This window comes from Geomonas sp., from assembly GCF_056994735.1.
The window spans coordinates 59474-74366 of record NZ_JBXKJL010000064.1 but is presented as its reverse complement, the minus strand read 5'-3'; the positions used below and the strand labels follow the sequence as shown (position 1 = coordinate 74366).

Below are 14893 nucleotides of genomic sequence, written 5' to 3'. Positions count from 1 at the left end.
CAAGCCTGAGATCCTTGGTCCAGATGCCATCCTTGTTGTCCAACACCTTGCTGGCACTGGTGTTGAAACCCGATTCGACTCCGACTCGCTGCAGACGGAGGAAGGGCTCATATACCCCGGTGCCGGTCGGATTCCTGGTCCCCTCCATGAAGTAGGCACCGTTCAAATACCCGGAGGCCCCGTCATGGGTAAGATCCAGCATGGTCGCATTTGCAGCAGTTGCACATAACATTGAAATAAGGGCCGCCATGGTCGACATTCGTCTCATATTGTCTCCTTCGTTCCGGGGATATGGAATGTCGGAGATACAGCAACAAATGCGCCAACACCCGGGCAACTGACTTTTTCGGTGATGGACCACAGCTCGCGCCTTGACAATCGAGAAAGTGGCCGATTTAACAGGAAATATTCTCAAGTAAGAAGCCAGTGCCGCCTCGCGGCCCCTGGTCGATGCTGCAGTAACGGCTCCCATACTCGGCAGGGCGAGCTGCAGTGTAAATTTCCCCGACAGTTGCAGGTAACGCCTGTAAATCTTCCCGACAACTGTACAGCCGGAGCTAACCTTCAACTTCAATGGATCTTCTTTCCACACCTTTGTATTCGGGAGCAGGGTGCCCGGTACGGATCGGATCCACCCCTACGATCACCCAGCCCGAGCTGCGCAGAAACCGCGCCACTACCCCTGCTTCTATCAGACTGTCCAACATGAAGTCCTTGACGTAGTCGTAGCGGTTGTTGGTCCAGTGGACTTGAACCAGCATGGAAGGCCCTCCCCTTTCGTTGATCTCGGAACCGGAGTCTAATCGCGGCGGCATTGTTCCACTTGTTGATAATAAAATTTCTCTGAGATATAGCAAGAACCGGACCTTTCCAAGCGCCCACCTCACCCCCGGCACCACAAAATTCGAGTAGGTCCCGCGTCTGGGCAGCCGGAACGCTACAGCACCACGGCTGCCGCACGCAAAAAAGGGCACAGGAGTAACTCCTGTGCCCTTTCCATCATGCCTTCTATGCTACTTGCTACGCTTCTGCTTACAGTCCGATTCGGGTTGCCATGTCGGACTGGATCTGGGACTGGCCGAGAGCGATGTTGTAAACCCTGATCTCGTCGATTGTCCCCGCGAAGTACTCTCCGTAGATGCTGTCACCGCCGATCTGCAGCGGGTTTGTCGAGGTGGCCATGCTTCCGCTCTTCGCTTGGGTCGAGGCCAGTACGCCGTTCACGTAGAACCTGACATAGCTGCCGTCATAGGTGGCTGCAAGGTGGGTCCAGGTGTTGGCAGCAAGACTGGAGGCTGCGTAGGATCCGGTGAGACCGTTCCCTGTCTGTACGGCACCCATCGGCCTGGCCGAGTAAGTCGAGGTCGCTTCCAGGTAGTAGTTCTCATTCCCCTTGTAGATCACGTCCTGCCATTTCGAGGAAATGTTGCTCGCTTTTACCCAGGCCTCCAGCGTCATCGCGCTGGTGAGATGCAGCGATGCGGAGTCGGGGATATTAACCATCGAGCTGGTCCCGTTGAAGGACAGGGCGCTGCCGTATCTACCGGAGCCGGTCCAGGTAGCGTTCTTGATGGTGCCGTTGTTGCCTTTGCCGGACTTGTCGTTTACCGTGGTTCCGGTCCCCTCGTCGAAGGAGTAGGCGGCGACCAGCCCAGCGACAGGGGCAGGCGTCGTCGTCGGCAGGGTGATGGTCACCGAGGCCGAGGCGCTGGCCGAGACGTTTCCTGCTGCGTCCTTGGCCCAGGCATATGCAGTGCGGGTGCCGGCGCCGGCGAAGGTAAAGCTGGTGGGGGCGCTGGCGGTCCAGCCGGTTGCCGTGGCTGCCGGCTTGGTGGAACTTTCGCTGATCATGTAGCCGGTTACCCCGACGTTGTCGGTGGCGCTCAGGCCGGAAACCGGCACGCTGAGGGAGGTAGCAGTCGACGGCATGGTGAAGGAAGCCACCGAGGGAGCCGTAGTATCGGCGGTTGCGTTGCTTATGGTGACGGCCACCGAGGAAGACTGGCCGACGTTACCCGCTGCGTCATAGGCCTTGGCGGTGAGGGTGTAGCTGCCGTTGGCGGCCGCCGCGGTGTTCCAGCTGTAGCTGTAAGGCGCGACGTTGGTGGCAGAGAGGAGGGCACCGTTTCCGTAGAATTCGACCTTCGTTACGCCGATGTTGTCAGTGGCGGAGGCGGTCAGTGCCACAGTGCCGCTCACGGTTGCGCCGTTGGCCGGAGCCGTCATCGATACGGTAGGGGCCGTGGTATCCTTGACCACCGACACCGAGACGCTGCTACTACCGACGTTGCCGGCTGCATCATAGGCCTTGGCGGTAAGGGTATAGGTCCCCGCATTGAGGGCCGAGGTGTTCCAGGAGTACAGATAGGGTGAAGCGGTGTCCGTCACCTGCAGGGTGCCGTTGACATAGAACTCGACTTTGCTGACACCGACATTGTCGGTCGCATTGGCGGTGGCCGAAACGGTCCCGGTGACACTGGCCCCGTTGACCGGAGCAGAGATCGACACGGTGGGAGCCGTCGTGTCAGCCGGAGTCCCTCCGCCGATTACGTAGTTATCGGGAATGGCGGTGGTGCTGACCACCACGTCATCCATGGCGTACCACTGGTTGCCGTTCTGGGTGTAGTTGTTGTGGCTGTTGCCGCCCAGGAAGATGGTATTGAAACCATGCCGGGTGCTCCCCGACTCCAGGAATACCATGTCGTTGTGGGCAAGGAGGGTGGCCCCGTCATAGGCGATGGTCATGATGCCGTTCTTTTGGCCGATGGTGTTGACCTTGACATGGACATCGTAACGGTGCCAGCCGGTGTCGGCGTAGTTGGTAGTGGGGGGGCCATTGGGGGTTACCAGCCAATCATCGCCGTAGCTTCCGCCTTCATAGCTATTGCCGCTGTTCGCGCAGAAGTAGTCATCAGGAGAGGCGCTGCAACGGTAGGCCGGGAAGAAGGCGCCGAAACCTGCCTTGGCTCCTGCCCAGGACCCCCAGGTGCTCTGGTCGACGAACAAGGTGGGGTTGTTGAATCCCTGGTCGAACATGTTGGGGCTTACACTGGCCCCGGGCCAGTTGGTTACGCGGAATGTCTTCAGAGCGCCACCGACAGTCGATTTCCAACCAGCCTGCGACCTCACCCAATAGCGGATGTAGAGTTCCGGGTATTCCTGACCGAGGACCTTGGCAATCTGCCCGTCGCCCTTCCAGACACTGGGCTCATCGGGAAGGTCCGATGCCTGGTAAACGATGAGGGCCTTGCCGGCACCGGTGCCGCTATGGTCGGGCAGCAAGCCGATCGGGCGCTGAATGGAAGCAACCGGTACGTTGTGGGTTTGCGGGACGCCGGATGCGCCAGTTGAGGGCATGACCCTGTACCCATCCCACCCGCTAGGGGCGGCGGGGCAAGAGGGGGGTGTACAAGCCGTTCCGTTGATCGACATATTGGCGTTCCAGTCCGGTTTCGAGTCGAAGTTGTCTTCGAAAACGACCGCCCCGAAACACGGATACGCCAAGAGCATGAAGAGACCAAAAATTCCTGTACTGCGCCACAGAGTGCGCCTGGTTGTTGTCTTTCTACCCATTTTTTCTCCCTGATCTTTTTAACAGCCCGTTCAGGCGCTGTCGAAGGATGCGTTTCTCGCCAACCCGGCCGTCCCTGCTCGCTGCGCGGGACCCGTGGGCTTTGTGTCCCCAGGTTGCCCTGGGTTTACCTCTTCGGAAACAGGTTGAAGGAACTGCCAAACAACTAATTAGCTTTACCGCGGGCTCCTTTTCATTAGATGGTTTTTAGACATAAAAAAGCCGGGGCCGTATACTGGAAAAAAGTATTTCGGCGACCCGGCTGTCTCGGTGAGACCCTTAGGCTTTCCGTCCCATTCTCGCGAATGGTTTAGTATTGTCGTCTACCCATCAATTTTTGTATGACCCTTTATCTCAAAAAACCGGACGTAGCGATGTGACCGCCGTCACCAAAAACAAAGTCCCGAAAAAAAATCATACAATATCGATAACTTACAAGGCCAACGAAAAGGAAGTTCGATGAACTGACAGAGGGTCATTGCCCCCTCCTGCCAGCGCGGGCAAGGGACTCTCCTTGCCGGCCTGCGGATTCCCCCCCCCAGCGACCGAGGCACCTCCACCTCTGATGGCATAGTTATCAGGTATCGGCGTGGTACTCACCACCACGTCGTCAATGGCGTACCACTGGTTGCCGTTCGCGGCGAAGTTGTTATGGCTGTTGCCGCCTAGCATCAGGGCGTTAAAGCCTTTCCGGTTACTCCCCGGTTCCAGGAAAACGACATCGGTATGAGAAAAGACGACTGATCCGTCGTAGGCCACAGCCACGACGCCGTTTTTCTTACCCATGGTATTGACCTTTATATGGATATCGTACCGATGCCAGGAGGTGTCGCCATAGTTGCGGTTCGGCTGACCGTGTGGCGGAAGAAGATAGTCATCCCCATAGCTTTGGCCCTGGTACTTGTTACCGCTTCTCGCGCAGAAGTAATCTTCTGGTGAGGCACTGCAACGATAGGCAGGAAAAACGGCACCAAAGCCGGCTTTGGCACCAGCCCACCCCCCCCAGGTGCTCTGGTCCAGGTAGAAAGTCGGGTGGTTGTGGTCCTGATTGAACAGGTTCGGGCTCGCTGTGGAGCCTGGCCAGTGGGTAATGCGAAATGTCTTGAGGGCGCCCCCGGGGACCGACCTCCAACCGCTTTGGGACTTTACCCAGTAACGGATGTAGAGCTCGGGATACTCCTTCGGGAAGACCTTGGCCAGTTGCCCGTCCCCCTTCCAGACCCCCGGTTCATCAGGAAGGTCTGATGCCTGGTAGATGACCAGGGCCTTTCCCTTGGCGCTGCCGCTGTGATCGGGCAGTGAACCGATGGGGCGTTGGATGGAGATTACCGGGACATCGTGGGACTGCTGGGCAGCGGCAGCGCCACTGGACGGCATGGCGCGAAAACCATCCCACCCCTTCGGCGCCAGCGAGCAGGCGGGAGGGTTGCATTCAATCGAGTTGAGAGAGCTGTCCGCATTCCAATCGGGGTGCGAGTCGAAGCTCTCTTCGAAGATGACCTCCGCATGGACCGGAACAACCGCCATGAAGGCCATCTCGACAAGAAGTGAAAGGGCCAGTATCGCCTGCCGCACCATCCGCCATCTCCCACGTTGCCGCTCCATGCCATTTCCTCCTATCGTCTGCCGAAGTGCGTGCTCACCGCTCACCCAGCCCCCAAGCGCGCCCGGAGATCCTCGATTCTGCTGCCGATGCTCCGCCTGATTTGTTGCAGCAGGTACCTCTTCCGATACTTGTGAAAGTGTGCCAGGAAGTAGAGATATGATTTCAGCCGCCCCGCATTGTTCCTTCGCTGGAACTCCTTTTGATACTCCTTCTCGGTGGGGAATCCTTGCTCATGCCCCCTTCTTACCTTGAGGGAGAGCTGATGCATACGCTCCTGGGCAAGCATGGCTTCGGGGCCGGCAAGGAGGTCGATGCGCCCGTCGCTGCCAATGAAGGCGGGGACGCTCTGCCACTTCACCCCCCGGCCGGGCGACCACAGTATCTCGAAAAGGAGAGTCTCCCGATACTCCTTCGACCAGAGCATGTCGAAGAGGAAGTTGCCGAGACTGTAGGCGATGATCTTGTCGCGGTATATCTCGACTCCCTGAAGGACATGCGGGTGATGGCCAATTACCGCGTCGGCCCCGGCATCGATCATGGCGCGTGCCATCCGCGCCATGTCGGCCGAGGGATGGTCCAAGAACTCCAGACCCCAGTGCACCGATACCACCAGGAGACCCACCGATTTTCGCAGCCGGGTGATGTCACCCAATATCTTGTCGATTGTCCCTTCCGCGTAGGGGGTGTCGGTGCGGAAGATCCGGTCATGGACGAAGGAGTAGCCGAGGAAGCCGATCTTCTCCCCCTGTCTTTCCACCACTACCGGGGCGCAGTGCCACTCCTTCTTCGACTTCAGTCCAACCACGGAAAGGCCGCGAGCCCCGAGCAAGGCAACGGTCTCCTGGAAGGCGTCTGGGCCGTGCTGGGCGGCGTGGTTGTTGGCAAAGTTGATCACCTTGAAGCCGGCGGTCTCGAGCATTTCCGCACACTCTGGGTCGCCCCGCATGTCGACTGTGGAGAGGCGGGTTGAGTCCTCACCGCTCCTGGAAAGCACGGTCTCCAGGTTACAGAAAGCCAGGTCCGCCTGCCTGATATGATGGCTCACTTCCGCAAAGAAATGACCCGCCGGGTGAAGCCTGGCCAGGGACCTGATTCCCATCCCTTGGCAGAAAAGGCAGTCACCGAAACTGACATCCCCCACAAACATCAGGCGCAAAGTCCTTTCATCGTCGGCCATATGGGATCACCACCAGTCCCCGAGCTACCAGATAGACCGCGGAAAGGAAGAAGGCCTTCGCCGTCTCGGAGAGATTCAAGACCCGTCGGGTCTTGTAATAGACGTTCAACAGCGGGGCCAGCAAAACCACCAGCAGACAGACCCTGCCGACATGGAGCGTCAGTTCGCTTCCTGCTACCCGCTGGGCCACCGCCGCCACTGTCCAAAGCACCAGCACCAGGAGGTAGCAAATCGGCGCCGCTACACTTAGAAAATCGTCCCTTTTGCGTTCGGAACGGAAGAAGTTACGCAGAGTGCTCTGCCCCCGCCACATCTCCTTGAAGAAGAACTGTCGCAGCGTCTTTGGTTCGTCCAGGTGACGCACCGAGGTCAGGTCACTTAGAAGCAGCTTCGCATGGCGACTGAGACGATACCCCAAGTCGGCGTCTTCGCAGGTTTCCAGGGTCTCGTCGAAGCCTCCCACCCGGCAAAAGAGCTCCCGTCGCAGGACCAGGTTGAAAGACGACAGCCACGGCACCGCGCGCGTTCCCTTGGCACGCCCCGTCGAACAGAGATGCTGCCAGGTCTCTTCCACCCAGGGGGCTGTCGCCTCGGGGGGGGCGCCCACGAAGCCGATACATCCGGAGTCGGCATCATCCTGCAACAGCTCGGTCCCACGCTCCAGCCAGTCCGGGGCCGGGACGCAGTCGGCATCGAGAAATGCGACATATGCCCCCGTTGCCAAGGCTGCGCCGCTGTTTCGCACCGAGGCAATGGTGCCGCCAGCTTTGGACACAAGCTGCACACGACCGGTGCTTAGGAAAGGTGTCACCATTGCCACCGTACTGTCGGTCGATCCGTTGTCGACTACCACTATACGATAGCAGTCGGGTGCGAGGGTCTGGCTCAAGACGGCTGTGAGGCAGCTTGAGATGTACTGTTCCTCATTCTTCGCCGGAATGATAACGGTGATCAGTGGTTCCCCCATGTCCCTGCCCCTCATTTTGTTGTAGTAACGAGGTGAAACAGCGCAGCTTCCCGGAGCGCTCCTTCGGCAACTCCCGCACCAACTCGACCCGTACTTCCATCGATGGTGGCAGCAGCTTCTTCATCTTTTCCACCAGGTGACCCTTGATAAGCTCAAGATCCCCCTCCGCCCTCAGCATGATCTCCAGTGAGTTCAACTCCCTCTGCACCACCTTGAACTGCTGCACCAGTCCAACCCTTTTGGGCAGCTCGTTTAGGGCGTACTCGACCACGTAGGGATCGAGCTTGCGACCGTCCGGACAGAGGACAAAATCGTCCTTTCTCCCCAAAAGCTCCTCCAGCACCTTGAGCTGGCGGCCGCAGGAACACCCGCGCGAGGAAATGGTCCCCCTGTCACCAAGCACATAGCGGATAAAGGGGAAGAGGCGACCATACAGCTCAGACACCACGATGTCCCCACCCTCCCCGGCCGGAGCCGGCAGCGTCTCGACCATCAGGTTCTCCATCAGATGAATGGTCCCTTCGGGGCAGCCAAAGCCTACGATCCCGACCTCGGTGCAGCCGTACTCCTGGGTCACAGGGCAGCCAAAGACCTCCCCGATGGCTTCCAGCTGATAGGAAAAGACCATCTCCCCGGTCAGGATCACCGCCTTGATCTTGAGATGAGACAGGTCGACCTGCTCCTGCCTGAAATAGTTGCAGAATTCGAAGACGGCCTGGGCGTAGCCGTAGACATACTGCGGCCGGAAACGCTCCATCCGTTGCAGATAACGCAGGTAGGTCGCTTCCTGGAGGTCAAAGGCCGAGAGCCTTATCCTGTTCAGAAGGGTGTCCTGCGCCAGGGTTTTCAGCCTGCCAGCTGGAGTCAACGGGTGTCCCCATACCCTCGCCTGTCGATCACCGAGGCCTACGCCATACCAGGAGTAGTTGCGATACAGGATGGCGTCCATGTAGGTCAGCGATTCGTGGTCCTTATAGAAAACCAGGGGTTTTCCGGTCGACCCGCTGGTAGACCTCTTGAACTTTCTGCCTCGATACGGCCCACTGTGGTCGGCAGACTGGTCCAGGAGCTCCTTTTTGGTCAGCACCGGAATCTTCTCCACGTCCGAGCGCGTCATGAGGTCTGAAGGGGAGACGCCGGCCTGCTGGTACTTGTTCCGATAGAAGGGAATGGAGGTGTAGGCATATTCGAAGACCCGCTTGAAGGCGGCAAACTCCTCATGCTCGGCCTCTTCAGCCAGGCGATACTGCGTGGTCTCGAACCGCTTCAGCAAAGGCCAGATGTTCTGTCCCCTTGACAGCAAAACCGGACTCCATACCAGGTATTTCGCCACTGCACTGTGCATGGTCCATACCTCCGAATTGAGCCTTGCGGGAAAGACATCAACCCCGCCCGTTCAGCACCCTTACTACCTTCCTGGAAATTTGGTCGAGCTCTCGGGTCAGTTGCCCAACCTTTCGCTGTTTCTCGGCCGACAACGCGTCCCTGAAAACCCGGCAGGTCCATAATACGCAGCGGATCGGCCGATCCTCCGGCGCCAGGTCGCACCCCTGCGGGCCCAGGCGGGGACAGCACCTCGAGTGCTCGCCGGATGCACCTGCAGTCTCGTTCGAGGCAGGCCTGACACTGTCGAGGATGATGCGGTGAATCGGCTTCGGGCGCCAGATTGCTCCGTAAGTGGTGAGCGGTTTTTCGGAGAAGGCTCGGACGTGAAAGTCGACGGCGGTAAAGTGGTCGTAGTCACCTTTGCAGCAGGCACCACAGGTAATGCAGACGCTGACCCCGCTGGTGAGCTCAGCCAGGGCGCGATGGATCTCCCTGCGCCTGTCATTCAACCGGTTCATATTCTCGGCTGTGCCGGTAAGGCGGTAAGACAGCAGATGATAGTTTCTTTCAGGCTTGTGAAACCACAACCAACTCTGATATTTCAGCATCAGCTACCTCCTGTGGTCTTTAAGTCACATGGTCTTCATGACCGACTCCATCCTTTGCATGAAGATCTCCTCGCTGTAGCTTCTTTCCACCACGCGGCCCAGGCTGTCGGTGACCCGCCGGTAGTTCTCCTCATCCTGAAGCCAGTTGAACTTGGTGATGAAGTTTTGCCTGTCACTGAAGTGGACGACGTTCTCGCCGTCCTCCAGCCCCAGACCATAAGCACCCTTCACCGTGGAAAAAACGGGCCTCAGAAACTTTCCGGCCTCCAGAATCTTGATGCGGGTTCCGCCGCCCACCAGCACCGGAACAACCAGCGCGTGGCAGCTTTCGTAATAGGGCAGCACGTCTGGGGGATTCTCCACCAGCTGTATGCGCGCGTTGCCGGCAACGGCCGCCTTTAGCTTCTCCCGTGGGTCTTTGCCCACCACCTGCAACCGAAGATCCTTGAGTTCTTCGGGGAGTTTCTTGAAGATCTCGTTGATGAACCAGAGGATCCCGGCCTCGTTGGGCTGATACGACAGTGCACCCACAAACAGCAGTGATCTGTTGCGGTAACCGGAGCGCCTATAGGATGCGGGCACCGCCTTCTTGGGGATGATATTCGGGACGACGAAGAGCCTGCCACCCGCGGCGCGGTGGGATATTTTCGCCCGGTCATCTTCCGAGCAGAGCAGTACCCGCCCCAGCTCAAGACATCTCAGCTGGTAGCGGCGAAACACCGCCTTATCGATAGCGGCCTTTATCCTGTCCATACCGTGCATGGCACCGTGCATGGCGTCATACAACTCGCTGCTCATCAGGTCGTCCACATCAAGCAACACCCTTTCCCTGTACTGCGGGGGCAACCCCAGAAGAGGATAGGCATTAAGAGAGTATCTGCAGAGAATGATGTCGTACTGTTCTGTCGTTATCACCTCCTGCACGTACTGCACAGTCTCCGGCCCGAAGTTCTCCACTACCCACGGCTTACCCCCCACCAGCTTCGAACGCAGGGTCTGCAGGATGTTGTCGCAACGATCCTGGCAGCTGCATCCGATTTCCAGATAGAACTCCTTCCTGAAGGGCGACGGCGAGGGCAACGGCTCGCTGGGGAGCTGACTCCGATAGCACATCAAATCGACCTCGCCACGCTCCTTGAAGAACCTTACAAAGTGCATGGTGCGCATCCTGCTCCCCTTGTCCTCAGGCAAAGGGTGGTCGACGGAAAGGATTAGTGTCTTCATGAAACCGTCACCTCCTCTGACCTTACTGCCACCGCTCCTCCTGTCAAACGTTTCTGACAAGAGCTCCTCTACCCCAGGGAAATCGCATTCCGCCCAAGGCTGGCAGGCAATGGCAGAGCGCAGCCTCGTGCTCACTTCTCTGCCACGGTAAGGTCTCGATCTACTCCGGCATGGAAAAGCGCATCCTTTTGAGCTTCGACAAGATGAGGTTGGCGTGCTCCTTTGGCAGGCAAATAGGGAGCGCCACGCTGAGAAAAGCGACCGTGACGACGGCGCTTTTGAGAAAGACCGCGGCATAGCTGGTCGCTCCCGACTGAAGGAAGCTCACCGCGAGCAAAGCTACCAAAGTCCCAGCTGCCCCTCCCGAGTAGGAGCGCAGCAGATAAACCCACACATTCAGCTGCAACAGACGGCAGGTACAGGCAATGATGACCAGGGAGGCTAAAACCAAAGGAACCATAGTGGCGAAGGCAACCCCTTCAATGCCATAGCGGCGTGACAGTGTGAGACTCATGGCAAGATTAACCAGTGCCTGGACGGTGAGAATATAGGCAAGGATCTTGTGTTTGCTGATCCCCTTCATGATGCCGTGGGCGATCAACTGCGAGGTTGACATTCCAAACCCAATGAGCAACAGACGAAGCACCTGTTGAGAACGCTGGCCGATCTCAGGCCCCATCCAAAGGCGGATGAAGTCGTCTCCATAGAAATAGAGGGAAATGACAGCCGGCATGCTGATCAGGAGGGTGTAGCGGGTTCCCATTACGTAAAGATTGACGTTTCCCGGTTGCTCGCCGGTAGCCTCGTTGGCGCTGATTATCGGCACCAGCACCGAGACCATGGCCCAGACGAATTGACCGAGGTAGTCCAGAAGGCTCGCGGGAATGGCGTAAAAAGTTACATTGGCCACTCCTACCATGGTCCCTATGACCAGGGAGTCGGTGTAGAACAGGAACTTCAGGGCGATTGCAATTACGAAGCTGTAGACGCTATAGCTAAAGATGAGCTTGACAGTTTCAGCTGTGACACAATCCCGGCTGAAGAAAAGAAATCTATGTCGCTTTCTGATGCGCCAGTATTGGCAGAGGGCTCTGGTCATGGTAGCCAGCAGCTGCAACATTGCCAGAGTGAGGAGACCGTGTCCCTTGCTCAGCAAGTACAGCAGTGCCATGTACTTGAGGGCGGTGACGACCACCGAGGTCGCGTTAATGAACTTGAATTCCTGCAGGCCGCAGAGGCAACCGAGTAAAACCGAAAAGACGAGGCCGCAGGCGAGGTCCATCGCCGAAAGGACGAAGACGGCGTACAGGTAGAAGCGCGGGATGTGGTAGAGCTTGAAAAGAAAAGGGAAGTAGTAGCCAAAGATGAGGGAGAAGACCAGCAGACCAGCAGCAACAATGAAAAAGATAGCCATCGAGGTCGAGTAAATTTTTTGCGCCTGTCCCCGGTCATTGACAGCCGTACTGCTGGAGATGTAACGGACGATAGCAGTATTGACGCCGAAATCGAGAACGGTGAAGTAACCTGTCACCGAAACCACCAGAGTCCAGACACCGTATAGCTCGTTCCCCAGCGAGTGCACGATGACGGGGCTCGCCAGGAAGGAGATGGCCACACCGACCAGCAGCCCCGCCCAGTTGGACAGTATATTCTGCACCACTTTCTGGTTGGTCACGCTCAAGATCCGCCCCTGGCATCCGCTTCCCGGCAAAAGGCGACGAGTTCCGCAAAAGCCATCCCGTCCAACTCCGACTGTCGTCCCAGGGCAATATAGCCCTGCACGGACAATTCCATGAGAAAGAGCAGCATCAGGTTATGGTGCAGCTGCAGGTTCAGGCCCCGTCTTTCCAGGAAAGTAGCTATCTTTCCCATGGCGTATCGAGAGACCAAGTCTTCTCCCTGGCAAAAAAGCGGGAAGGTCCTGGTGAAGCTGCTTGCCCCAGCGCGGCATCCCAGATGGACGAGAGTCGCCGAGATCATCATCCAGTAGTAATCAAAGAAAGGTGCCCTGCCTTCGGCGGCCCTCTCCCAATCAACAGCAACGAGAGTGTCGGCTCTCACTACGAAGTTCCCGGGCCAGAGGTCATTGTGGGCGGTAATGGTAGTGACCATCCCGCCTGCGCCGGCAACTTCTGCGACACTCATGGCGGCTCTTTCCATGATTCCACTTTGCCCACGGTCCACGCCGTACAGGCTGGAGAATGCTTGAAAGAGGTGGTGGTAGCATGAGGCCACCGGTTTCGGTGCGGTGGTGAAGTGACCTAGGTAATCTTCGAACCACTCATCGAGGCGATCCAGGATGAGGCAGATGCCGTCGAAGTTTTGCGATAGCGAGAGAAGATGGAGAACTTCCAACAAGGTTCTTCCCTTGATATATTCCTCGCTGTAGTAGGTCCGATTCCTGATGGCGATTCGGTCGCCCACGCGCGGAAGGCACTTCACTTTTGCCGTATTGGCCGAAATCGTCTGCATGGTTGAGTACTCTTTATCCATCATCCTCTGATACTCCGGGTTCGCCGTAGTCTTGACGATGACCCCGCTGCCGGAGCGTATGGTCTCGACAGCGCAGAGAACGACTTTCCCGGCGGGGTTGGAAAAGAACATGAAGTCGATTTCGGCGAGGATGTTGTTCAAGAGTACAGTGGATGCGCCACTTTTCCACTGCGGTCCTGCGGTAACTATGTACCTCTTCTCGGCGCGCAGGGAAAGCGGCAGCCACGAAAGCAATCGCTGTCGAAGGAAAGGCAACCGTCTGACATGGCTGGCGGCGTAGGCACGGTAGCCGACGGCATTGCCGGCATCAAAAAAGCAGGACATGAGGCCGTCGTTCAGGTAGAGAATTTTTCTCTGGAGAGTGTGAGCCCCGGTCAGCTTGGCTAGCAACGGGAAGAGGAGATAGCTGACAAAACAACCGCGGTCGAAAGAAAAAATGGTCGGGCCACTCGCTGCACCTTCTGTGGAGAAGGCCTGTAGCCTCGTGCGCTGCTTTGGCCAATCGACAAAGCGCCACCCCCCCTCCTCCATCTCCCCGGCTGGGTCGAGAAAAAGAAGCAGGTTCTTCTCAAGCTGGCCGCAAGTCAAATCTCTCCTCCGGGTGAGACCAGGGCGGCAGCGGCGCCGGAACTCGCCGGTTCTGGGCTTGCCTTAGCAGTCCTGGAGAGGATACCGATCAAGGCGAGTTGGACGTAGAGCAAGACCACAAGGATGGCATCTATGAACAAGATGCAGACGGTGAATCCTGTCACGCCGGCGCTAAGACCCGCGAGCCAGGTCAGTTGTGTTCTTTTCTCCGGAGAGGCGATGGCCAGACGCCGGGCCCGTAACCCGCCTCCGATCCCCCCCGTTATCAGCAGGAAAAAAGGAAGGGCTCCCATTAACCCGCAGTCCGAGAGAAGCTGGATGAAGGTGTTATGCGTCACCTTTTTGTCCTCTTCCCTGAACACCCATTTTCTGAAATCCTCATCAAGTTCGGGAAACCTGTTCTCGTACCGCATCTTCGCCACCGGGTAGGTCAGGAAACCGGTGCCGAAGATGGGGTTGTCGGAAAAGACCATCAGCCCTGCCTGCCAGAGCACGAGGCGTGAATTCCCCGAGGACTCGGTAGTTTCCCCGTTTCTAAGGGTGTTCATCCGCTCGAAGTAGGCCTCGGTTGCAAACGGCAATGCCACTACCGTCATCAGGGCAAAGGTGATGAGGATCTTCCCGAAACGTCTCGAGTAAAAGCCGAATGCAGCCACGGAAGTTACCAGCCCCAACAGGCCTCCTCGTGACTTGGTGCAGATCACCAGCACGACCATGATGGCAACGATGGCCGCCCCCTTCCAGAAATCCTTGCGGTCCTCGCTGCCAAACATTTTGGCAAGGCCCACTGGAAGGAAGAGGACAAAGGCGGCGGCTATGCCGTTAGAATCGGCCCAGCCGTTCCCCCCCAACCCCTCGAGCCTTTCGTTGCCGCGCAGTTGCTGGTCGATCCCCCAAAGCCCCAGGAAGGCAAAGCATCCCAGCAGTACGTTCTCCAGCGCCCTCACCTCGGTGAATTCCTGGATGACGAGATAGACGAAGGCGCAGATGACGAAGCCCTTGAGGATCTCCAAGACATAGTAACCACCGCGGAAGACAGGATACTGGGCGAAGAAGGTGGATAGGAGGACTCCGAAAGCGAGCCACACCATCAGCAGGAATTCGGGATTTTTTATGCGCCCCAGGTTGCCGAAGTTGCCGTTGCGGAAGGCGGAGACGATGACCAGCGAGGCGTAGAGCATGAAGACGTAGGCCCCAGCACCGCTCCCCCCCCAGAACAACATCTCCGGCCGCACCACATTGGCGCCCAGGTAAATCGCCAGCGCATAAAGCGGGCGCTTCAGGACGAAGGGAACTGAGATAACGACAAGTACTAGCAGTGCCATCTCGCGCA

At 57.8% G+C, this 14893-nt stretch carries 12 protein-coding genes and 2 riboswitches; all 12 genes read right to left on the bottom strand.

The window, feature by feature from the left end; all coding sequences use genetic code 11:
* Positions 1 to 268 (bottom strand): hypothetical protein (locus AC11W3_RS03210; protein WP_484092466.1); only part of this gene is annotated, 268 nt, incomplete at its 3' end.
* A 289-nt stretch (positions 269 to 557) separates the two neighbouring features.
* Entirely contained in the window at positions 558 to 761 is a 204-nt protein-coding gene (locus tag AC11W3_RS03205) for a GSU3473 family protein (protein ID WP_484090535.1), read from the bottom strand.
* Between the two features lie 271 nt (positions 762 to 1032).
* Positions 1033 to 3357 carry an Ig-like domain-containing protein gene (locus AC11W3_RS03200; RefSeq protein ID WP_484090534.1) on the bottom strand — a complete coding sequence of 775 codons (2325 nt, stop codon included), beginning with the start codon at positions 3355 to 3357 and terminating at the stop codon, positions 1033 to 1035.
* A 271-nt stretch (positions 3358 to 3628) separates the two neighbouring features.
* A riboswitch (cyclic di-GMP riboswitch) is annotated at positions 3629 to 3713 on the bottom strand.
* 107 nt (positions 3714 to 3820) lie between these two features.
* Positions 3821 to 3896: riboswitch (cyclic di-GMP riboswitch) on the bottom strand.
* A gap of 107 nt (positions 3897 to 4003) precedes the next feature.
* On the bottom strand, positions 4004 to 5176 hold the full coding sequence (locus tag AC11W3_RS03195; protein WP_484090533.1) for a hypothetical protein: 1173 nt from the start codon (positions 5174 to 5176) through the stop codon (positions 4004 to 4006).
* Positions 5177 to 5217: 41 nt separating this feature from the next.
* Complete coding sequence (locus AC11W3_RS03190; RefSeq protein WP_484090532.1) at positions 5218 to 6354, bottom strand: CapA family protein; 1137 nt, start codon at positions 6352 to 6354, stop codon at positions 5218 to 5220.
* On the bottom strand, positions 6341 to 7321 hold the full coding sequence (locus tag AC11W3_RS03185) for a glycosyltransferase (RefSeq protein WP_484090531.1): 981 nt from the start codon (positions 7319 to 7321) through the stop codon (positions 6341 to 6343). The genes AC11W3_RS03190 and AC11W3_RS03185 overlap by 14 nt, the downstream gene beginning before the upstream one ends.
* On the bottom strand, positions 7278 to 8666 hold the full coding sequence (locus tag AC11W3_RS03180; protein WP_484090530.1) for a phenylacetate--CoA ligase family protein: 1389 nt from the start codon (positions 8664 to 8666) through the stop codon (positions 7278 to 7280). Before AC11W3_RS03180 ends, AC11W3_RS03185 begins: the two co-directional genes overlap by 44 nt.
* A gap of 37 nt (positions 8667 to 8703) precedes the next feature.
* The gene (locus tag AC11W3_RS03175) at positions 8704 to 9255 is read right to left on the bottom strand and encodes a hypothetical protein (RefSeq protein ID WP_484090529.1); all 552 of its coding nucleotides are present in this window, start codon (positions 9253 to 9255) and stop codon (positions 8704 to 8706) included.
* A 24-nt stretch (positions 9256 to 9279) separates the two neighbouring features.
* The gene (locus AC11W3_RS03170; protein ID WP_484090528.1) at positions 9280 to 10479 is read right to left on the bottom strand and encodes a glycosyltransferase; all 1200 of its coding nucleotides are present in this window, start codon (positions 10477 to 10479) and stop codon (positions 9280 to 9282) included.
* A gap of 160 nt (positions 10480 to 10639) precedes the next feature.
* Positions 10640 to 12154 (bottom strand): oligosaccharide flippase family protein, encoded by a 1515-nt coding sequence (locus AC11W3_RS03165; protein WP_484090527.1) that lies wholly within the window; start codon positions 12152 to 12154, stop codon positions 10640 to 10642.
* 2 nt (positions 12155 to 12156) lie between these two features.
* Positions 12157 to 13560 carry a hypothetical protein gene (locus AC11W3_RS03160; RefSeq protein ID WP_484090526.1) on the bottom strand — a complete coding sequence of 468 codons (1404 nt, stop codon included), beginning with the start codon at positions 13558 to 13560 and terminating at the stop codon, positions 12157 to 12159.
* The gene (locus tag AC11W3_RS03155; protein ID WP_484090525.1) at positions 13557 to 14885 is read right to left on the bottom strand and encodes an O-antigen ligase family protein; all 1329 of its coding nucleotides are present in this window, start codon (positions 14883 to 14885) and stop codon (positions 13557 to 13559) included. Before AC11W3_RS03155 ends, AC11W3_RS03160 begins: the two co-directional genes overlap by 4 nt.
* Positions 14886 to 14893: the final 8 nt, after the last annotated feature.

Excerpts from the sequence above, each read along its gene's own strand:
- AC11W3_RS03170 (WP_484090528.1), bottom strand. The coding sequence starts at position 10,479 with ATGAAGACACTAATCCTTTCCGTCGACCACCCTTTGCCTGAGGACAAG.
- AC11W3_RS03185 (WP_484090531.1), bottom strand. The coding sequence starts at position 7,321 with ATGGGGGAACCACTGATCACCGTTATCATTCCGGCGAAGAATGAGGAA.
- AC11W3_RS03180 (WP_484090530.1), bottom strand. The coding sequence starts at position 8,666 with ATGCACAGTGCAGTGGCGAAATACCTGGTATGGAGTCCGGTTTTGCTG.
- AC11W3_RS03200 (WP_484090534.1), bottom strand. The coding sequence starts at position 3,357 with ATGCCCTCAACTGGCGCATCCGGCGTCCCGCAAACCCACAACGTACCG.
- AC11W3_RS03175 (WP_484090529.1), bottom strand. The coding sequence starts at position 9,255 with ATGCTGAAATATCAGAGTTGGTTGTGGTTTCACAAGCCTGAAAGAAAC.
- AC11W3_RS03195 (WP_484090533.1), bottom strand. The coding sequence starts at position 5,176 with ATGGAGCGGCAACGTGGGAGATGGCGGATGGTGCGGCAGGCGATACTG.
- AC11W3_RS03155 (WP_484090525.1), bottom strand. The coding sequence starts at position 14,885 with ATGGCACTGCTAGTACTTGTCGTTATCTCAGTTCCCTTCGTCCTGAAG.
- AC11W3_RS03190 (WP_484090532.1), bottom strand. The coding sequence starts at position 6,354 with ATGGCCGACGATGAAAGGACTTTGCGCCTGATGTTTGTGGGGGATGTC.
- AC11W3_RS03205 (WP_484090535.1), bottom strand. The coding sequence starts at position 761 with ATGCTGGTTCAAGTCCACTGGACCAACAACCGCTACGACTACGTCAAG.